Source organism: Bacteroidota bacterium, from assembly GCA_016183775.1.
Taxonomy (GTDB): Bacteria; Bacteroidota; Bacteroidia; order JABDFU01; family JABDFU01; genus JABDFU01.
Genome location: JACPDY010000125.1, coordinates 1 through 19,674, shown reverse-complemented (window position 1 = coordinate 19,674; position 19,674 = coordinate 1). Strand labels below are relative to the sequence as shown.

Genomic DNA, 19,674 nt, shown 5'->3' with positions numbered 1-19,674 from the left:
GTTTACAGGTTAAGCACCAACCGTTGTTACCAAACATACAAGCAATTGTGTGTGGGAGTACGAAGATGAAAATTTACGCTCTTAACCTGTTCTTAAAAAATTGAATATCAATGCTTAACTAAATTATATACAGATGAAAAACTTTCATCAGTTCCATGCTTTTGCAAAGGGTAAGGTTAGTCAGTCTCTAAAGAGCAATAATAACGCGGTCATCTATACCCGTGTTTCATCTAAAGAGCAGGCCGATACTAACCAAAGTCTTGAGACCCAAAAAAAATATTGCATTGAGTACGCCACAAAAAATAGTTTGATCGTGTTGGGCTTTTTCGGTGGTACTTATGAAAGTGCAAAAACCGATGAACGGAATGAGTTCAACCGGATGATAACATTTTTGAAAAAATCAAAAGAGAAAATTTCATGCCTTCTCGTTTATAGCCTTGATCGGTTTAGCCGTTCGGGGGAGAATGCTATTTATATTTCTTCTCAGCTTAAAAAGGAAGGAATCACGATTATTTCTGTAACACAGCCTATAGATGTTTCAACTCATGCCGGAGTCTTGCAACAAAACATTCAATTCATTTTTAGTAAATACGATAACGACTTAAGAATGCAGAAGTGCGTAGATGGTATGAGGGAGAAGCTCAAAAGAGGTGAATGGCTGGGTGCTGCGCCTGTTGGATATTCTTATGACCGAACTCATGGCGGGAAGGAACAGAAGATAATTATTAATGAAAAAGGCACATTAATTAAGAATGCATTTCTTTGGAAATTGGAAGGACTTTCTAATATACAAATTGTTAATAAGTTAAGATCATTGGGAATGAAGATGACACCCCAGCTTCTTTCAAACGTATTCCGAAACCCATTTTATTGTGGATTAATTTCTCACAACATGTTAAAAGGAGAAATTGTGGAAGGAAAACATCCGGCTCTTATTTCAAAGGAATTGTTTTTAAGTGCCAGCAAACTAATCAAAAGGGGAGGGTATAAGCAAAAAAAGGAAAATGAGCACCTTCCTTTAAAGCAATTTGTCAAATGCGAGAAATGCGGTTCTCCCTATTCCGGATACATTGTTAAAAAGAAAGGCCTGTATTATTATAAATGCAATGGCAAAAAATGCCATTGTAATAGAAGCGCTAAAATTGTCCATGATAATTTCATTCATTTCCTCGGTGTCAATAGCACTGAGCCGGCATACAGCAGCATATATCAAAAGACATTGGAGTATATCTACAATAAGGAAATTTCATCTGGCAAAGCCAGACATGAGGAGCTTTCTATCCAAGTAATAGAGATGAAGGCAAAATTATACACAGTCGAGGAGCGATTTGCTTGTGGAGAAATTGAACAGAATATTTACTATAAGGTTTCTGAAAAATTTAAGGCAGAAATCAGGGTATTGGAGGAAAGTATTGAAAAGTCAGTCCTGAGATTATCTAACCCGGGAAAAGTGATTAATTTTATAGTAAACTTATCCTCTAACTTCCCTACTACGTGGGATTTGGGAGATTATACTCAAAAGCAAAATGTTCAAAAACTTCTGTTTCCTAATGGTCTCCGGTATAATAAAGAAAAGGATGAATATCTAACCCCCAGATGGAGTTCTCCAATCGCTGTAACTTCCTGTATTTCAAATGCTTTAAAGGGAAAGAAAAACGGGATACCAGATGATTTATCTGAAATATCCCGTTTGGTAGCGGGGGCTGGATTCGAACCAACGACCTTTGGGTTATGAGCCCAACGAGCTACCCCTGCTCTACCCCGCACTATATTATTCTTAGGAAGAATCTCGTGAATTGTGATGCAAATATATATTTAGTTTCTTTGTAAGCAAACAAATTCTTATTAACAATTTTTATTCCGCTATCTTGACACACAAATGATGAACCATAAAGCAGGATTTGTAAATATCATTGGCAACCCTAATGTGGGCAAGTCAACATTAATGAATGCCCTTGTGGGTGAAAAGCTTTCTATCATTACTTCCAAAGCGCAAACAACACGCCATCGCATAATAGGGATCGTGAATGGCGAGGGTTTTCAGATCGTTTATTCTGATACACCCGGTGTTTTGAAAGCTGGTTATAAGCTGCATGAAAAAATGATGGAGTTTGTAAACACCGCTTTGATCGATGCAGATGTGATCTTATTTGTAACGGACATAACTGATGATAAGCCTGTTGAAGATAGTGTGCTTGCTAAAGTGAAAGTGGCCACTGTACCGGTCTTGCTGCTTATCAATAAAATTGATCTGGCAGATCAGTTGAAACTTGAACATAAAGTTCAGTTTTGGGCAAAAGAATTACCAAAGGCGGAAATTATTCCTGTATCCGCCATTGAAAAATTCAATCTCAATATTATTTTCGACAAAATAATTTCATTATTGCCTGTTTCTCCGCCCTATTATGATAAAGAAGAACTTACGGACAAAACGCAGCGGTTTTTTGTTTCAGAAATTATTCGTGAGAAGGTTTTGTTGATCTACGAAAAGGAGATTCCATATTCGGTTGAGATCATTATTGAAAGTTTTAAGGAAGAAGAGCATATCACCAAAATAAGCGCTGTTATTCTTGTTGAGCGTGATTCGCAAAAGGGGATCATGATAGGTCACCAGGGAAAAAACCTCAAAAGAGTAGGTACTGATGCGCGAAAGGATATTGAGGGGTTTTTAGGTAAAAAGGTTTTCCTTGAATTGTTTGTGAAGGTTGATAAAGACTGGCGGAATAACGAAGGTAAGCTGAAACACTTTGGGTATAACTAAGATCAACGAATAACGAATAAGGTACGAATTTGCGAATGGATCATCCTCTTCATTCGCGTCAAATACAGTCGGATAACATTCTTCTTCCATTCGTTAGTGTTCACATTCATATTTGAATATAAATGAGTTCGTGAATCTTTGATTTCGTACATTCGTGCCTTATTCGTTATTCGTTGATGTATCATGGCTAATATAGTTGCAATAGTAGGGCGTCCGAATGTAGGTAAATCAACCTTATTTAATCGGTTAACTGAAACCCGGCAGGCGATCGTTGATGAGATGTCCGGAGTTACCCGTGACCGTCATTATGGTAAAGCCTCGTGGAACGGCGTTGAATTTTCTGTAATTGATACAGGTGGATATGTAAAGGGTTCTGAAGATATTTTTGAAGGTGAGATACGTCGCCAGGTGGAGCTGGCCATTGATGAAGCCAATGTTATTCTTTTTGTGGTTGATGTTACAATCGGCATTTCTCATTTAGATGAAGCGGTTGCGGCGATCCTGCGAAAAGCAAAAAAACATTTCATTTTAGTTTCAAATAAAGTTGATAACAATGAGCGGATCGGCCTTTCATCTGAATTTTATTCACTTGGACTCGGTGAAGTATTTTCTGTTTCGGCAATAAGCGGAAGTGGTACAGGTGAATTGCTCGATGAATTGGTGAAGCACCTTGATAAAGAAAAAATTATTGAAGAAACGAATCTTCCGAGGATTGCCATTGTTGGCCGTCCCAATGTGGGTAAATCATCGTTGTTAAATTCTTTACTTGGTATTGAACGGAGTATTGTTACCGATATCGCCGGTACTACCCGTGATACCATCAATACACATTACAACCAATTCGGAAAGGATTTTATCCTGGTTGATACCGCCGGTATCCGGAAGAAAGCGAAAGTGCACGAGGACATAGAGTTTTATTCTGTTATGCGTTCAGTACGTGCGATAGAGGAGTGTGATGTTTGCTTGCTGCTGATCGATGCGCAGGTTGGCATTGAAGCGCAGGACATGAGTATTTTTCGCCTTGTGGAGAAGAACAGGAAAGGACTTGTAATAGTGGTCAACAAATGGGACCTGGTTAAAGGAAAGAACACAAAAAGTACCAAAGATTATGAAGAGTATATTAAAAAAATGACCGCCCCGTTTACGGATGTACCTATCGTGTTCACATCAGCCATAACCAAGCAGCGTATTTTAAAAGCAGTCGAAGTCGCTTTGCAGGTAAATGAGAACCGGATAAAGAAAATATCCACCTCAAAGCTGAATGAGGTAATGCAAACCGAAATTGATAATTATCCGCCGCCTTCCATCAAAGGCAAATATGTAAAAATTAAATACGCGCAGCAATTACATACACATGCTCCGTCTTTCGCGTTTTTCTGCAACCTGCCTCAATATGTAAATGAGCCCTATAAACGTTATCTCGAAAATAAGATACGGGAGCATTTTGACTTTAAAGGCGTGCCTATACAGGTGTTTATGAGGAAAAAGTAGTTTTCCGGATAAGGGAATAGGCCTTCTTAAGGCCTACTTGACCAATTTATCCTTAAAAACCTTTTCGAATTTATCCAATTTTGGTTTTATTATAAACTGGCAATAGGGTTGATCACCATTGAGATTATAATAATTCTGGTGATAATCCTCGGCCCTGTAAAACACAGTGAACGGACTTATTTCAGTTACAATTGGTTTATCCCAGGCGCCAGAGGCATTTAATTCTTCCTTATATTTTTCAGCCAGCTCTTTTTGTTTGTCAGTATGGTAATATATAACAGAGCGATATTGTGTGCCAACATCATTCCCTTGGCGGTTAAGTGTTGTAGGGTCGTGAACTTTCCAGAATACTTCCAGCAATTGTTCAAAGCTTACCTGCTTTGGATCATAAAGGATCTGTGTAACTTCCGCATGTCCTGTTGTGCCGGCACATACTTCTTTATAAGAGGGATTCTTGACCGTTCCGCCTGAGTAACCCGAACTAACGGCAACAACACCTTTTACCTGTTGGTAAACAGCCTCAACGCACCAAAAGCAGCCGGCACCAAATGTGGCTGTGTCCAGATCATTGAATGAAATATCAGTTGTGTTCATTTGTGTAACCTCCTTTGTTTTTGATTGTGCGCAGGATAAAATTGTCATTCCTAACAACATACTACTGGCTATATAATTTAATTTCTTCACAATTTTTCTTTTGCTTATCAAAGCAAGAATCATTCCATTCATTGTTTCTAATATAGTCGGAGTTCCGGGGCGAAAAAAAGGAGGAAATAAGACATTCCTCCCTTTTGTTTATACGCGAAATAATGAATTATGCTTCCACAACAGCTTCTTTATTCTGTATGGCGAAAGCTTTTCTGAACGGTTCAACCAATTCCAGTTTTTCCCAGCCAAAGGTTTCGTATTTTTTACCATTCACTTCCTTAACGCCAGGTGTGCGGCCCATGTGTCCGTATGCTGCTGTGTCGGAATAGATCGGATTTTTTAAACCAAATCGTTTAACAATTGCGCTTGGGCGCAGGTCAACTAATCCGGCGACAAGTGTAGCTATCTCACCATCGCTTAATTTTTTGCCTTCTTTATTACGGGCTTTGCAGGTGCCATAGGTATTCACATATAAACCAACAGGTTGTGCAACACCAATTGCATAAGCTACCTGTACAAGAACTTCATCGCAAACTCCGGCGGCAACAAGATTTTTAGCTATGTGACGTGTAGCATAAGCTGCCGAGCGGTCAACTTTTGAAGAATCTTTTCCTGAGAAAGCACCTCCGCCATGTGCCCCGCGTCCGCCATAAGTGTCAACTATTATTTTGCGACCCGTTAAACCTGTATCGCCATGAGGACCGCCAATAACAAACTTACCGGTAGGATTTATAAAATATTTAATGCCATCGACAAATAATTTTTTAACACGCGAAGGTAATTGTTTTTTAACACGGGGTATGAGTATGTTCACTACATCATCATGTATTTTTGCCTGCATTTCTTTTTCGCTTGCAAAATCATCGTGCTGGGTAGAAAGTACTATTGTTTCAATTTTTTCAGGTTTACCTTTGTCGCTGTATTGTATAGTAACCTGCGACTTGGCATCCGGACGAAGGTATTTCATCTTCTTTCCTTCTCTGCGTATGTCGGCAAGTTCGCGTAATAATAAATGAGACAACTCCAAAGGGAGCGGCATATAATTATCTGTTTCAAGACAAGCATACCCGAACATCATTCCCTGGTCGCCTGCACCTTGTTCTTCTTCCTTTGTACGTTCAACACCCTGGTTGATATCGGAAGATTGCTCATGCAATACATTTATTACACCACATGAAACAGCATCGAACTGGTACTCGGATTTTGTATATCCAATACGCGCAATAACATCACGCGCAATCTTCTGTACATCAACTTTGGCTTTAGCCGCTTCATTGCTTTTGATCTCTCCTCCAACAACAACCAATCCTGTTGTTACAAAAGTTTCACATGCAACTTTGGCATTTGAATCATACGTTAAAAACGCATCAATAATTGCATCTGATATCTGGTCAGCTACTTTATCCGGGTGTCCTTCTGATACCGATTCTGAGGTAAATAAATACGACATTTGTTTTAATTTTTAGTTAGGGCTGCTAAAATACAACTATACCATGTATTTGCAAAAAAAATAGGTTTTAAATGGACCAAAGCTGCTATATTTGGGGTTATTAAGTAGGAATAAGTGAGAATTGACAATAATGATGCGAAGAAAAAATTTGTGGGGGATTCGATCAATCGGTTTATTATTGTCAATAATCAGTCTTTTATGTTTCAATGTAACACAAGCACAAGACCAGGAATCCTGTAACTGTCCCAGTGGCGGGCCTGCGGGTAAGGGTACTTTTTATGGGTATTGGGGATATAACAAAGATTACTTCAGTAAAAGCGACATTCATTTTTCTGATAAAGGTTTAGGCCAGTACGAGTTTACAATTTATAGTGCCAAAGCAACTGATAGGCCCGATATAAATAAGATATTTAAAGTTGATCTTACAATACCCCAGTATAATTATGGAATTGGGTATTACCTGAACAATAAGCGCGATCTGGGTGTTGAAATTTCTTTTGATCACGTTAAATATGTTGTTGATGATTATCAAACGCTCCGTGTTAAAGGCACAATACATGGAAGATATTACGATAAAGATACCATTGTTGAGCCCGGCAAGCTTATACACTTTGAGCATACCGATGGGGCTAACTTTTTAATGTTAAATGGTATCAAGCGTCAGCGCTTATTGGTAAGGAAGGATAAGAAACATTGGCTAAGCGCTGTTGTAAAAGTTGGCGCAGGCGTTGTAATTCCACGTACAGATATTACCATGTTCGGGACACAACTTAACACCCGTTTTCACCTGGCGGGGTATGTGGCAGGTGTTGATATTGGTTTACGGTACGATTTTTTTAAACACTTCTTTCTTGAGCCGTCCTTTAAAGGTGCTTTTGCCAATTATCTCAATGTGCTTACGCTAGGATCGGGGAGGGCCAGCCATCATTTTTGGTGCGGGCAGATTATTTTATTGGGAGGATATCAATTTCCCTAGTAAAATTAAGTTGCTGTTTATCAGTCAGATGTAAACTATTTTAAGGTGTTGTTAAACCTTTTTCAATCCATTCCGTCAAACAGTAGATTTCGAAATAAAAAACTAATACTAACATAAAAAGTAAACAAAATGAAAACGAAAAATCTGATCCTGAAAAGTATTCTTGTAATAACTGCCGCAAGTTTGGTTATAACAAGTTGTAAGAAAAAAACAGACGATGACAACGATACCGATTCGGCAAGAGACAATGCGGCGATGCCGCTAATATTTCTGACGAAGCCGGCCAGAAAGGTACTGTAGCGAATTATAAAGGTATAGAGAACAGCCACCTGCTTTCTACCTGTGCTACTGTAACCTTTTCTAATAAAAACAATACGGATAAGGACACTATTACTGTAGATTTCGGAGCTGCAAATTGTGTTTGCGCCGATGGTCGTTCAAGACGCGGTCAGATTATTGTATACTACACCGGTAAATTCAAACAACCCGGATCGAGTCATACTATCACCTTCAATAACTATTATGTAGATGATAATAATGTTTCAGGTACTAAAACTGTCACTAATAATGGTTTTAATACGAACAGTAATATGAACTGGACCATCAGTGTAAATGGCACCATTACATTGGCTGCCGGTGGGTCCATAACATGGACATCTACACGCGGACGTGAATTATTGGCAGGTTGGAATGCTGCAGACAGTACAATTTCATGGGCAACTTCAAAGTGGTCGATCACCGGAAGTGCTAATGGTACAAATTCAAAAGGTGTGACATATACAGCCAATATCAAGAGTGCTCTTATTCGTGACTTTACTTGTCCGACTCTTGTAGGAAAGCGTCACTTTACACAAGGTGTTGTTGACATTACTCCCGGAGGCAAACCTACACGCACAATTGATTTCGGTAATGGAACATGTGATGATCAGGCTACTGTAACTATAAATGGTAAAGTGTATAAAGTTACTTTGAGATAAGTAACTATAAAGCCTTAAATTAAGGAGAGGCGCATGAGTAAGGAAAACCTTTATTTATAACCATTTTAAAAATCACACTATGAAAACAGCAATTAAATTATCTATTTTGGCACTTGTTATTTTTACAGCGTCATGCAAAAAGGAAACGGATAAATATTCAAGTTCTCCTACTGCCATACCTGAGAGTTCTGTCATTTCTACAAATTCATCACTTGATGATGTTAATTTAATTAACGAAAACTTGGTTCTTGATCCAAACATTTCAATTGGTACCGAAGACCAGGATTTTTATATTGCAGATGATGGAATGGGAGATGAAACAGAGTTAGGAAATAATGCGAAGGGACATCGCCCCCTGTGTTTTATTCATTGCTTAAAAAAGCAACAGTTGGACTCAAATCAGGTACATGCGCTTCATAATAATTTTATTCAACTTGCAAATTGTAAAATGGCGGCTGTTAAACGGATCAGAGCTATTAATGATTCAATTATACATCGCGCAAACAATATAAAGAAGCATTTGATACAAGATTATAAGGACGGTAAAATAACCAAAGCGCAATTGAGAAATTCATTAGAGAAACTAAACAAACATACCCACGGATTATTAATGAGTAATTTTGACAGAAAAATTCTAATTAAGCAACTTGTGAATTGCCATAACACCTTTAAAATTAACCTTGGCAAAATATTAAACGCTGTACAAATAAAAGCATTTAAAGCTTGCTTATTGAATTGTTAGGGCTATTGTTGTATCAGGACATAAGACTTGTTTAAATGAAAGAGCGCTGCCATGAGGTGGCGCTCTTTTTGTTTTCGGTTTCGCTCGAACTGGCTATTTCATAATAGTCTGGTCGGTTCGAGCTTGTCAGTTCGGCGTGGTTGCGAACTAATAATCCTTCAAATAATAGATCCTGTAATCCGGATAGTGAGCGTTAAAGTATCCGAACCCCCCTTTTACATTTGTGGGATAATTTATGGGTTCGCCGCTCAACTGATTGAACCAGCCGCCGGCACGCTGGTAGGCAGTTAAAAATTCATAATAGCCTTTGCTTATGTTAGATAATACCAACGCCACGGTGTCAGTTGCTTTTATACCCTCAAACTTTCGGTTAAATGTAAACTCAGGCTTATCAAATGTTTTATCACTGAAAATATCCATTGCGTTCAGCTGGTTGGAGCCGCGGCTAAAATAGCTGTTTATATCGATGCTTGATGAGCCGCCCGATCGCTTTAAGAAATAATTGACTACATAGTAATTATCCACCCCGGGCAGGTCAGTAAAGGTATATTCAACACTTACGACAGTGTCTTTTGCTGTTTTATCCACTTTGGGAATAATGGTATCAAACATAACAGCCGGTAATAAGGTGGTTGTAGCTCTTGCCTCCAGGTTCCTTTCTGTGTCTTTTGCATACAGAGTATATGTTCCATAGTTTTCCTGTAAAGTATTCAGGCTTGCATATATGCCGGGAACAACCATTAACAGGGTATCTGTTTTTCCGTTATGAGTAACTGTAACAAAAGCATTTTTGGTGACAATGCTGTCTACATAATTGTTACCCGAATCAGCATGTGCTGTTTGCGAAAGTGCGCTGAAACTTCTTGTAAGTGCCACAAGCATAATACTACCCGGAACTATCTGTGATGATACAACCAGTTTTGGTGTTGGTGTATCTATTTTAATGTCGATTGGCTTTGGCATACAGGCTGTGAAAATGGTAAACAGTAAACAGTAAACGGTAAGCGGTAAGTGTGGTTTTAGAAAACGAACTTCCGACTTCTCCCTGTCTGCCGAAGCATTAGCGAAGGCAGAACTTCCGACTTCCGACTTCCGACTTCCGACTTCTGACTTCTTTTTAAACATGTCGTTCAATATTAAAAACTAAAATTAAATCCTATTGATGGAATAAAACCAAATAGTCCAACCGCCTGGTATTTATATCCGCTGCCTTCGCCTGTGATTCTTATCTGGTAAGGCTGTGCACGATTATAAAAATTATAGGCGCCTAAAAACAATTCACTCTTCCAATGTTTGTGTTCTTTTGATTTTAAAACAAAATTAATATCGAGCCTGTGTGAGGCCGGGAGTTGAACGGCATTGCGATCAGTGTAAACCGGGAAAATATCGGCTCCTGTCAATGCTGCGTTCGGCATAAAATAATTGCCAACGACCGGGGTGAAACGAAGACCTGATGAATAGACCCATACTGCTGAAACGCTCCAGCGTTTGCTTAGTTCATAATTCACCACAAACGACCAGTCGTGCCGGCGATCATATTTGGCATAATATTCCTTTCCATTGTTCAGATCTTCAAACTTGCGTGTTGAAACGGATAATGTATAACCAATCCATCCGTTAAAACGGCCTGCTGTTTTGTTTAGAAAAAGTTCAATGCCGCTTGCTGCGCCCTTCCCGCTTACTATCTCGTCTTCAAAATTGTTATTCAGTATAAGGTTGGCTCCTTGATACCAAAGGTCGGTTGGCAAAGCGATGGACGAACTGGATACGAGGTGCATATATTGTATCATGCGCGACAATCCGAATTTTAGTGATTGTGTTTCTGTTAATACGCGTGTAGCCGAAAGCCTTGGCTCAAATCCACCGTAGCTGGTTCCGTTCGCATTAACGAATGAAATGCGCCCACCATAATTAATATTCCAGCGTGCGTTGAGTGAGCGATCGTTCAGCCCGTAAATTGCCATTTCCTGGGTCGACAATAACCCGCCTTCCTGCGAAGCAAGTGCCTGCGATATCTCGCCGGAAGTACTTACCACATTGGGCCTGAAACTGTGGTTCACTATCGAGCCGCCAAACATAAATTTATTTTCACTTGTCTTGTAGTAGTTATAATCGGCTTTGCCGCCCAGGTCCATTATGCTTGATTTGACAAGAACAGAATTATTGGCAAAATCACCATGCACATCGTACCTGAAGCGCGTGTATATAAGCGATACGTTGGAAAAGAGTTTGTCGTTTTTATACAAATGATTCCAGCGCAAAGTTCCGGTTATATTGCCCAGGTAAAAGCCGAAATCGAGCAGTGATGAATCCGCTTTTTGTTTGAAGGCCAGGACATCATCTCCAATATAACTGCTCAGGTAAATGCGATCGCGGTTGGTTATTTTATAATTGACTTTCGCGTTTATGTCGTAGAAATAGTAGGGGAGTACACTCTTGCCATAAGCAAGTTTGAATACCTGGTCGATGTATGATCTGCGTCCGGAAATAATGAATGATGCTGTATCTTTTATAATGGGTCCTTGCACTGTAAGGTGAGACGACAATAAGCCTATACCCCCATCAACATGGTATTTTTGCATATCTCCTTCCTTCATACGAATATCCATCACGGCGGAAAGCCGTCCGCCATAACTTGCGGGAAAGCCGCCTTTGTATATCATCACATCTTTCAGCGCATCATTATTGAATACCGAAAAGAAGCCGAACAAATGCGAAACATTATAAACAGTAGCCTCATCAACCAGTATCAGGTTCTGATCGGCATCGCCGCCGCGTACATACATGCCGGTCTGGCCCTCGCCACCCCGTTTTATACCGGGCATCAATTGCATCACTTTAATTATATCCACTTCGCCGCCGATACAAGGTACATGCTTGATCTGCTCAATTGGCAAACTGATCATACCCATTTGTGTGGACTTCACTTCTTCTTTTTCTTTGGAAGATTCGGCTGACACAACAACTTCCTTTAAAGCGGTTGACTCAGGTTTGAATTTGAGGTTAAGCGAGACATTTTTGTTAAGAGTGATCCTTTTCGTTGTGGTCTCATAACTAATGAAAGAGAATGACACATCGTAAGTTCCTTCGGGTAATGTGAGTGAATAAAAGCCATAAGTATTGGCAGTGGTTCCTTTACCAAGTGATTTTACGTATACAATTGCGCCTATAATGGTTTCGCCATTCGTTGAGTCGGCAATAGTTCCGCTCAGGGTATAGGTTTGCTGTGCGGATAGTGTACCCCATGTGCAAACAAAAAATATAAAAAGACGAAAGATTGGCCGAAACATTGGTTTGTGGCTGTTAAGGACAAGCAAGGTAATTAATTCCCACAAAAAGTAATTGTATTGGGTCTGAATATTTTACTCCCCCGCACTCACCTTTTTTACCAAAGCGCGTTTGGCAATAGGTAGCAGCGTTTGCTCAAGTGGTAATTTCAGATCGCTTTCCACCGCGAAGGCAGCGGGATTAGGAAGGTTTTTGTTTTCGCGTACCAGGTCGGTTTTAATGTACTCGTAGGTGTTAATAAAATTTTTGGTGTATGACTTTACGTAAGTGGTATGTATGCCGCGGTACTTTTCATCGGGCTGCTGGAAAATAGTGATCTGGTATTCGTATACAACTGTATCCGCGCTCGCATTCTTAATAAACATGTAACCTTGTTCAGGGTATAATGGCATCACACCTACCGGCAAAATGCTCAGTTGTTCCTCTATAAAATCATATATTTTTTTTCCTTCGCTTAACGAGTGTTTGAACTGTGGAATGGAATATTCAATGATCGACTCCAGTTCGGCCATTAATGCGTCATCCTCAACCATTTTTTCATAGCTTATCAGGAAGCGTTCCATATCCACTTGCTGCATACGCTGAGGAAAGGCGTCTTTTAAATGCTGTTTATTTTCTTTAATGGATATTAACTGGCGGTAATGTTCAACCAATTCCGACAAGGAAGGGTAGAGGCGATTGGATTCAAAATTCTCGCTAACCTCTTTTATGTATGCCAACACTACATATTTTTTGTACTCAAAATCAATATGCTTTTCGGTTAACCAGTTTTTGCTTAGCATGTTTTTGATTTGTTAGTTGTATCTATTAATAACCTTGACCCCAAAACCCAAGAACCTTGAACCCTGAACTCAAAACTTTGAACCCTAATCTAAGTTATTAAACGTAAAATGTGCATAAATGTTTCATTTTTTATCAACTTCCGGCTGTTAAGATTCATAATATTGTGTGTATTACAAAATGTTCTAAAATACCATGCAAACAAACAAACTCCTCTGTTTTAGCCTCGTCGGACTGGCTATTGTTCTTACTTCATGCGTACCACAGCGTTTGCTTGAAGAAGAGAAAACAAAACGTAAAAGCTGTGAAGAGGAACTTTCTTCAATAAAGACAAGACAGCAGGAATTTGAAGCGCAAAACAAAGAAATGAAGATCACCCTGAACGACGTGCAGCAAAGGCTGGACAAACTTCAGAAGGATACTGCGCTGATGGGCAGCAGTTATCGCTTAATGGCGCTTAAATACGACAAACTTAACGGCGTAAACGAGCAATTGCTTGAGAAGTATAATAAAATGATGGACATAAATATTAATGACACCAAGAAAATATCTACAGAGCTACAGGCAACACAGGAGTCGCTGCTTAAAAGGCAGGATGAACTTAAAGCGCTGGAGGCAAGCCTGAATGAAAAACAAAAGACGCTCGACCAGGTGAAGGCTGAACTTCAGCTCCGGGAGAAAAAGATCGCCGAGATGCAGGAGATATTGAAAAGGAAAGATGACGCGGTTATTGCCTTGAAAAATAAAGTGACGGATGCCTTGCTCGGTTTCGAAAATAAAGGCCTGACCATTACACAGAAAAATGGAAAGGTCTATGTTTCGCTTGATGAAAGTTTGTTATTCGCTTCCGGCAAAACCAATGTGGAAGCCAAAGGTGCCGAAGCATTAAAAAAACTGGCCAGTGTACTCGAACAAAATACCGACATCAATGTAATGGTGGAGGGTCATACGGATAATGTTCCGATGAAGGGATCCGGAGATATTAAGGACAACTGGGATCTGAGTGTTATGCGGGCTACGTCCATCATAAAAATTCTTACATCCAACAAAAATGTTGATCCTAAACGATTGACAGCAGCCGGCCGCGGCGAATACTTCCCGATCGACCCTGCCAGCACTTCGGATGCCCGTAAGAAGAACCGCAGGACAGAAATTATTTTAACTCCTAAACTGGACGAACTGTTTAAGATACTGGAAACGAATTAGAATTCGGTTATCAGCTATGAAATAGTAGTCGGTTTAGAATTTTAACACCGGGAGAATACCGATCACTGATCACTGGTTACCTCTTCTACCGATCACCCCTTTTGTACCCTATATCACCTTATCCGGATTGTCTGTCAAAAACGATTTCCAGCCCGAATGACTCTTTTTACCACCGCTTTTGTTTCTTTGGAAGTAATGACACACCGCCGCTGCCAATCCATCTGTCGCGTCGAGGTGTTTGGGCATTTCGGTAAAATTCAATAATGTTTGCAGCATTGCCGCTACCTGCTCTTTCGAAGAACTGCCGTTCCCTGTAATGGATTGTTTTATTTTTTTTGGCGAATATTCAAAAATGGGGATATTTTTATATAAAGCCCCTGCAATAGCCACTCCCTGTGCTCTTCCGAGTTTCAACATCGATTGAATGTTCTTGCCGAAAAACGGAGCTTCAATGGCCAGCTCATCCGGTTTATACCCGTCAATAAGCTGAAGTGTGCGCTCAAAAATTGTTTTCAGTTTAAGCGGATGGTCTGCCAGTTTATGTAGGTGCAGTACTCCGATCGTGATCAGCTCCATTTTAGAACCCTTGATATGAATGATCCCATAGCCCATGATCGTTGTGCCGGGGTCAATGCCAAGTATAATTCTGTCGGTATTCAAATGCTAAAAAGTATAAAGTCTATGCTATGATGATAACTTTACTTTCTTCGTCTCTCGTCCCTCGCCCTTCGTCCCTTTTTTTGTAAGTTTACGAAAAGTAATATGGTTCAAAAATTACGTCAATACAAAGGTATAAGTCTTTTCATCAAGTTGGCTATTGTGGGCGGCTGCCTGTATTATATTTATCACAAAATTTTTAACCGCAGCGATTTTGCCGGTATGAGTAATGAACTGAAAGCGGCATTCGTCAAAATTAACCTGTCGGATATTTTCTTATTGTTCATTTTCATGTTTTTCAATTGGTCGCTGGAGGCTATTAAGTGGCGGATGATCATCCGCCACCTGGAACCGCTTTCTTTTTTCAGATCTCTTTCAGCAGTTTTAACCGGGGTAACTGTAAGTGTATTCACACCCAACAGGGCAGGGGAGTTTGGCGGACGCATTTTTTTTCTTGAACATGAAAATCGTTTGCAGGGGATACTGCTGACCTTCCTGGGCAACTCGGCGCAATTACTCATTACTATATTGACGGGAGCTTTGGCTTTGCTTTTTTACCTGTCGGGATACACCGATATCAATGAGAAGCAAAATCCTTATTTATTTTTCACGTTTGTAATCATGGTTGTACTGATGAGCATCGCTCTTCTCCTCGCCTATTTTAATGTTTCATTCATAAGTAGTTTAACCCGCAGAATTAAAGTTCTTGCCCGCTTCCAGTATTACATAGATGCGTTGGATGAATATTCAGGTGCTGAACTGGCAAAGATCATTTTATTGTCATTGTTGCGTTATGTAATATTTACAGCACAGTTCTTTTTTCTGCTGCGGCTGTTCAATGTAAATATAAATGTGAAAGAAGGATTGACAATGATAGCTCTGACTTTTTTCGCCATAACCGCTATCCCTACCATTACCGTAACAGAGCTTGGTATCCGGGGTTCCGCGGCATTGGCATTTATTGGGTTGTTGTCCGGGAACAATCTCGGTATAGTAACCGCATCATTTGCGTTGTGGATTATTAATATCGCTATTCCCGCAATTGCCGGTTCGGTGTTTGTATTCAGGCTTGATTTGTTTAAGAGCAAGATATGATACAGCTTTTGTTTTATAGTGTTGCATTCATTACCCTCGTTACAGGAGCAGCCTATGCCTATATTGTGTTAAAAGTAGCAACCGGCTGGAAAAAGATTCCTGTATTTGAACCCGGTAAATACCTGCCTTCAACCTCTGTAAGCGTAATTATAGCAGCGCGTAATGAAGAAAAAAATATTTTAAGCTGCCTGGATAGCCTGATAAAACAGGATTATCCCAAACACCTTTTTGAAATAATTGTAGTTGATGATGATTCGTCGGATAGTACGGCTTTATTAGTTCAGGTTGCCGGCGCTAAGAACAGCAGTGTAAAGATTAAATTATTTAAAGCAGCTGGTATCGGCTCATCTGGGGGAGGGAAGAAGAATGCGTTGAAAATCGGTATTGCAAACTCAACCGGTAAGCTTATTGTAACAACGGATGCGGATTGCGTAATGAACAATCAATGGCTGTCAGCCATCGTTGGATTTTATGAACAACATCAGCCTAAAATGATTATGGGCCCTGTTGCTACTTATGGTGAAACTTCGGGTTTCGGATCATTGCAAAGTATGGAGTTAATGGCCCTCATGGCATTTAGCGGAGTGTTTTGCCGGCAGAACACTCCTATTATGAGCAATGGAGCCAATCTGGCGTACGAACGGAGTGCATTTACAGAGGCGGGAGGATTCGATGGAATTGACCATATAGCCTCCGGAGATGATGTTCTGTTGATGGATAAATTCGTACAGAAATTTCCGGGGCAGGTGAAGTTCCTGAGGTCGCAGGCAGCTATTGTAAGCACAAAAGTGCAGCGTACCTTTGGCGGGTTTTTATATCAGCGAATGCGCTGGGCTTCGAAAGGCATGTCAAATATAAGCACGGTTTCGGCTAGTGTGGCTATACTTATAAGTGGAATTAATATTGTGCTTTTTTTCAATTTAGTTTTGTCGTTTTTTTACGGTAAATTTGCGGGAACATTTTTGGCGCTTTTAAGCTTAAAGTTTATTGCGGATCATATATTGCTGAGTGTTGTATCGGTTTTTTTTAACAAACAAGTACGTACAATCAACATATTGGTTTCGCAATTCGTTCAGTATTGTGTTAATATTACTTCTTGGAATGCGGAAAAAATACGTTTGGAAAGATCGAATTGTAAAATCTGTTTGAAGGAGACTGATAGATGAGCAATATTCACAGAAGGAGAGGTTCGCATTCACTTACATTTTACGCATGGCAGCGATTGAAGAAGAATAAACTTGCTTTGCTGGGTCTGTATTTGATCACTGCCAGTTTTCTGATCGCCGTCTTCGGGTATCTTATTGTGCCCGATTCCACACCGGATGCGAATGATCAAAAACTTGAACTGTCCGTTAAACATCCCGGCTTTACTGTGAAGGAGCTTTGTATCCGGAAAAACCAGATTTCAAATAAAAAAAGTTTTTTTTCAAAAATGATCTTTGGCCGCGAGAATGATTTTAAGGAAGCGCCTTTTTATGATTTTGAATTTAACGGGAATGATATAATTTACGAGGAATACACAGGTCATGAAAATAATAGGGGCCCTAAAATAAAATATAACATGGTAGATGTTATATACGCTGTTGACTTCAGCAAGCCATTCATAGATAATGCAAAGGAAGGTTTTGTTGAGTTTTATGACATTGATTCGGCCCGGCAAATAAAGTTAAAAACACACGAGATGAAATCTCAGATCATCCGCGACCATATTAAAACACATGTTTACCTGTTGGGCACCGATCGTGTTGGCCGCGATATGTTGAGCAGGCTGATCATCGGTACCAGGATCTCGCTGGCTGTAGGATTTATATCTGTGATCCTTTCGATCCTTATCGGAGTTGTAATGGGGACATTGAGCGGTTATTTCAGGGGCTGGATCGATAATTTGATCATGTGGATAATTAATGTTGTATGGTCTATACCAACATTATTACTGGTTATTGCTGTAACCCTTGCTTTGGGTAAGGGCTTCTGGCAGGTATTTATTGCGGTAGGTGTGACCATGTGGGTGGAGGTTGCCCGCGTAATACGCGGACAGGTGCTTAGTCTGCGCGAAAACGAATTTGTGGAGGCCGGTCGTGCGTTGGGCTTCGGTAATTTTCGTATCATCATGGGACATGTATTGCCTAATATTATAGGCCCCATAATTGTTTTATCTGCCGCTAATTTTGCCAATGCCATATTGATTGAAGCCGGCCTGAGTTTTCTCGGTATTGGTGCTCAGCCCCCAACTGCCTCCTGGGGAGGAATGATAAGCGCCCACAGGGGTTACATTATCGCTGATGCCGCTTACCTGGCCTTCCTGCCCGGCATAGCTATCATGCTCATGGTGCTTGCCTTTGTACTACTCGGCAATGGCCTGCGCGACGCGTTTGATACTAAAACAGTGGAAGAAGTTGGGGTGTAAAAAATGCAGCGTCAATATTAAAAAAAGTTTATTGTTGAATAAATACTACATATTCATGAAATGCATTTATTTTATTTTCCTTGTTGTGCTTTTTTCTTCCTGCGCAACCATTTTTTCAGGTGCACGACAGAGTGTTATTTTTATTACTAATCCAGAAGGTGCAAGTGTATCAATGAATATGAAGCCAATTGGGGTGACTCCTTTCAATGTTAAAATAAAAAAACGTATTCGGGAGCCGGAGATCGAAATAAAAAAGGAAGGATATAAAGACATTCATTTTATACTGGAGAATAGATTGGATTGGCTTGCCTGTATGAACTTGTTGAATATATATGGATGGGGAATCGATTATCTCACGGGGGCAATAAAGTATTATCCCAAAGATGAATTCATATTCAATTTGGGTCCGAATGAAAACAACAAGGAAAAAGAACGGTTCTTAATTTTGACTCAGGTAAAATCATTCCAGGAAATTGTTAAAGATGAAAATATGATTAGGTGGGATGATACGAATAAATTAAAATTCGAGCACTTTACGGCACCGGCTCCTTCATTTTCAAAGGCTACTGCCACAACTAGTGCAAATTTTTCATGCTATTTTATTAATGATGCCGCTTCAAATATCCGACTCAAGGTATTCAGCAGGTTTTATAAAGATCTTTCCTGGTTCAAATCTCCTGATCTGAAGGAAAATCGTGAAATATATAAAGGGTATTTATTTAACAGTTCAGATAAGATCGTTAGTTATGTGCTGAATCACGAGCAGCGACACTTTGATATTGCGGAGTTATATTCCAGGATATTAAAAAGTGAAATAAAAAATCATCAATTTAAAAAAGAAACATTTCAACAGGAGCTAAGTGAACTATTTAATAAAACTTATTCTAATTACGTGAAAAAGCAAAATGAATATGATAATAGTTGTGGCCATGGCTTACAAAAAGGTCAGCAGAAAAATTGGAATAAGAACATTGACGAACTTTTGAAGAAGTACGGCAATTTTAAAGGAGATGAAATTGAAATTGATATATAGGGATTTCCTGTAATCTCTTCGGTCAAAATCGCAATAAAATTTTCTGTTTCAAAACGCTCCGATTGTTAATAACCGGAGCTTTTTTGTTGATACTGGTTATATTTTTGCTTTTCAGGCAATAGTGTTTTAATGCAGCGTTATTTTAATGCATGTTTTTGTTGATTAA

18 protein-coding genes and 1 tRNA gene are annotated in these 19,674 nt (G+C 39.7%); 12 read left to right on the top strand and 7 right to left on the bottom strand.

Going from position 1 to position 19,674, the window contains the following annotated elements:
• Positions 1–607: 607 nt before the first annotated feature.
• Positions 608–1,735 carry a recombinase family protein gene (locus HYU69_14785; protein ID MBI2271607.1) on the top strand — a complete coding sequence of 376 codons (1,128 nt, stop codon included), beginning with the start codon at positions 608–610 and terminating at the stop codon, positions 1,733–1,735.
• Here HYU69_14785 and HYU69_14780 read toward each other — a convergent pair.
• Positions 1,692–1,766: transfer RNA gene (locus tag HYU69_14780), tRNA-Met, on the bottom strand. The two genes, HYU69_14785 and HYU69_14780, sit on opposite strands and share 44 nt — an antisense overlap.
• Before the next feature lie 116 nt (positions 1,767–1,882).
• On the opposite strand from HYU69_14780, the gene era reads away from it, so the two are divergent.
• Both era and der read left to right on the top strand, forming a co-directional pair.
• The gene (gene era / locus HYU69_14775; GenBank protein ID MBI2271606.1) at positions 1,883–2,761 is read left to right on the top strand and encodes a GTPase Era; all 879 of its coding nucleotides are present in this window, start codon (positions 1,883–1,885) and stop codon (positions 2,759–2,761) included.
• Positions 2,762–2,944: 183 nt separating this feature from the next.
• On the top strand, positions 2,945–4,252 hold the full coding sequence (gene der / locus HYU69_14770) for a ribosome biogenesis GTPase Der (protein ID MBI2271605.1): 1,308 nt from the start codon (positions 2,945–2,947) through the stop codon (positions 4,250–4,252).
• A gap of 33 nt (positions 4,253–4,285) precedes the next feature.
• Here the strand turns inward: der and msrA are convergent, their stop codons facing one another.
• Together msrA and HYU69_14760 are read right to left on the bottom strand one after the other, a co-directional pair.
• The gene (gene msrA, locus HYU69_14765) at positions 4,286–4,906 is read right to left on the bottom strand and encodes a peptide-methionine (S)-S-oxide reductase MsrA (protein ID MBI2271604.1); all 621 of its coding nucleotides are present in this window, start codon (positions 4,904–4,906) and stop codon (positions 4,286–4,288) included.
• Between the two features lie 157 nt (positions 4,907–5,063).
• Positions 5,064–6,347 (bottom strand): methionine adenosyltransferase, encoded by a 1,284-nt coding sequence (locus HYU69_14760; GenBank protein ID MBI2271603.1) that lies wholly within the window; start codon positions 6,345–6,347, stop codon positions 5,064–5,066.
• Positions 6,348–6,477: 130 nt separating this feature from the next.
• Here HYU69_14760 and HYU69_14755 point away from each other — a divergent pair, with 130 nt between their 5' ends.
• The 4 genes from HYU69_14755 (at position 6,478) to HYU69_14740 (ending at position 9,042) form a co-directional block, all read left to right on the top strand.
• On the top strand, positions 6,478–7,323 hold the full coding sequence (locus tag HYU69_14755) for a hypothetical protein (protein ID MBI2271602.1): 846 nt from the start codon (positions 6,478–6,480) through the stop codon (positions 7,321–7,323).
• Positions 7,324–7,452: 129 nt separating this feature from the next.
• The gene (locus HYU69_14750) at positions 7,453–7,623 is read left to right on the top strand and encodes a hypothetical protein (GenBank protein MBI2271601.1); all 171 of its coding nucleotides are present in this window, start codon (positions 7,453–7,455) and stop codon (positions 7,621–7,623) included.
• 290 nt (positions 7,624–7,913) lie between these two features.
• A complete protein-coding gene (locus HYU69_14745; protein ID MBI2271600.1) occupies positions 7,914–8,300 on the top strand; it encodes a hypothetical protein in 387 nt (128 codons plus the stop codon).
• Positions 8,301–8,379: 79 nt separating this feature from the next.
• Positions 8,380–9,042: a hypothetical protein gene (locus tag HYU69_14740; GenBank protein ID MBI2271599.1), complete on the top strand. Its 663-nt coding sequence runs from the start codon at positions 8,380–8,382 to the stop codon at positions 9,040–9,042.
• 147 nt (positions 9,043–9,189) lie between these two features.
• Here HYU69_14740 and HYU69_14735 read toward each other — a convergent pair whose 3' ends face one another.
• The 3 genes from HYU69_14735 to HYU69_14725 all read right to left on the bottom strand — a co-directional run bounded on the left by HYU69_14735 (position 9,190) and on the right by HYU69_14725 (position 13,112).
• Positions 9,190–10,167, bottom strand: coding sequence for a DUF4249 domain-containing protein (locus HYU69_14735; GenBank protein ID MBI2271598.1), 978 nt, complete (start codon positions 10,165–10,167; stop codon positions 9,190–9,192).
• An 11-nt stretch (positions 10,168–10,178) separates the two neighbouring features.
• Entirely contained in the window at positions 10,179–12,332 is a 2,154-nt protein-coding gene (locus HYU69_14730; protein ID MBI2271597.1) for a TonB-dependent receptor, read from the bottom strand.
• A gap of 72 nt (positions 12,333–12,404) precedes the next feature.
• Positions 12,405–13,112: a hypothetical protein gene (locus HYU69_14725; GenBank protein ID MBI2271596.1), complete on the bottom strand. Its 708-nt coding sequence runs from the start codon at positions 13,110–13,112 to the stop codon at positions 12,405–12,407.
• A 193-nt stretch (positions 13,113–13,305) separates the two neighbouring features.
• Here HYU69_14725 and HYU69_14720 point away from each other — a divergent pair, with 193 nt between their 5' ends.
• The gene (locus HYU69_14720) at positions 13,306–14,316 is read left to right on the top strand and encodes an OmpA family protein (GenBank protein ID MBI2271595.1); all 1,011 of its coding nucleotides are present in this window, start codon (positions 13,306–13,308) and stop codon (positions 14,314–14,316) included.
• Between the two features lie 108 nt (positions 14,317–14,424).
• On the opposite strand, the gene ruvC is transcribed toward HYU69_14720, so the two are convergent.
• Positions 14,425–14,976 carry a crossover junction endodeoxyribonuclease RuvC gene (ruvC, locus tag HYU69_14715; protein ID MBI2271594.1) on the bottom strand — a complete coding sequence of 184 codons (552 nt, stop codon included), beginning with the start codon at positions 14,974–14,976 and terminating at the stop codon, positions 14,425–14,427.
• 102 nt (positions 14,977–15,078) lie between these two features.
• Between ruvC and HYU69_14710 the strand changes: the two genes are divergently transcribed.
• The 4 genes from HYU69_14710 to HYU69_14695 are packed head-to-tail and all read left to right on the top strand — an operon-like array spanning position 15,079 to position 19,508.
• Positions 15,079–16,068, top strand: a complete 990-nt coding sequence (locus HYU69_14710; protein MBI2271593.1) for a flippase-like domain-containing protein — start codon at positions 15,079–15,081, stop codon at positions 16,066–16,068.
• A complete protein-coding gene (locus HYU69_14705; GenBank protein ID MBI2271592.1) occupies positions 16,065–17,234 on the top strand; it encodes a glycosyltransferase in 1,170 nt (389 codons plus the stop codon). Before HYU69_14710 ends, HYU69_14705 begins: the two co-directional genes overlap by 4 nt.
• Positions 17,231–18,475 (top strand): ABC transporter permease, encoded by a 1,245-nt coding sequence (locus HYU69_14700; GenBank protein ID MBI2271591.1) that lies wholly within the window; start codon positions 17,231–17,233, stop codon positions 18,473–18,475. The genes HYU69_14705 and HYU69_14700 overlap by 4 nt, the downstream gene beginning before the upstream one ends.
• A 55-nt stretch (positions 18,476–18,530) precedes the next feature.
• Positions 18,531–19,508 carry a PEGA domain-containing protein gene (locus HYU69_14695; GenBank protein MBI2271590.1) on the top strand — a complete coding sequence of 326 codons (978 nt, stop codon included), beginning with the start codon at positions 18,531–18,533 and terminating at the stop codon, positions 19,506–19,508.
• Positions 19,509–19,674 lie beyond the last annotated feature (166 nt).

Coding starts and splice junctions, on each gene's coding strand:
- HYU69_14705 (MBI2271592.1), top strand. CDS start 16,065: ATGATACAGCTTTTGTTTTATAGTGTTGCATTCATTACCCTCGTTACA.
- HYU69_14740 (MBI2271599.1), top strand. CDS start 8,380: ATGAAAACAGCAATTAAATTATCTATTTTGGCACTTGTTATTTTTACA.
- HYU69_14730 (MBI2271597.1), bottom strand. CDS start 12,332: ATGTTTCGGCCAATCTTTCGTCTTTTTATATTTTTTGTTTGCACATGG.
- HYU69_14755 (MBI2271602.1), top strand. CDS start 6,478: ATGATGCGAAGAAAAAATTTGTGGGGGATTCGATCAATCGGTTTATTA.
- msrA (MBI2271604.1), bottom strand. CDS start 4,906: ATGTTGTTAGGAATGACAATTTTATCCTGCGCACAATCAAAAACAAAG.
- HYU69_14720 (MBI2271595.1), top strand. CDS start 13,306: ATGCAAACAAACAAACTCCTCTGTTTTAGCCTCGTCGGACTGGCTATT.
- era (MBI2271606.1), top strand. CDS start 1,883: ATGAACCATAAAGCAGGATTTGTAAATATCATTGGCAACCCTAATGTG.
- HYU69_14785 (MBI2271607.1), top strand. CDS start 608: ATGCAGAAGTGCGTAGATGGTATGAGGGAGAAGCTCAAAAGAGGTGAA.
- HYU69_14760 (MBI2271603.1), bottom strand. CDS start 6,347: ATGTCGTATTTATTTACCTCAGAATCGGTATCAGAAGGACACCCGGAT.
- HYU69_14725 (MBI2271596.1), bottom strand. CDS start 13,112: ATGCTAAGCAAAAACTGGTTAACCGAAAAGCATATTGATTTTGAGTAC.
- HYU69_14695 (MBI2271590.1), top strand. CDS start 18,531: ATGAAATGCATTTATTTTATTTTCCTTGTTGTGCTTTTTTCTTCCTGC.
- HYU69_14700 (MBI2271591.1), top strand. CDS start 17,231: ATGAGCAATATTCACAGAAGGAGAGGTTCGCATTCACTTACATTTTAC.
- HYU69_14710 (MBI2271593.1), top strand. CDS start 15,079: ATGGTTCAAAAATTACGTCAATACAAAGGTATAAGTCTTTTCATCAAG.
- der (MBI2271605.1), top strand. CDS start 2,945: ATGGCTAATATAGTTGCAATAGTAGGGCGTCCGAATGTAGGTAAATCA.
- HYU69_14735 (MBI2271598.1), bottom strand. CDS start 10,167: ATGTTTAAAAAGAAGTCAGAAGTCGGAAGTCGGAAGTCGGAAGTCGGA.
- HYU69_14750 (MBI2271601.1), top strand. CDS start 7,453: ATGAAAACGAAAAATCTGATCCTGAAAAGTATTCTTGTAATAACTGCC.
- HYU69_14745 (MBI2271600.1), top strand. CDS start 7,914: ATGAACTGGACCATCAGTGTAAATGGCACCATTACATTGGCTGCCGGT.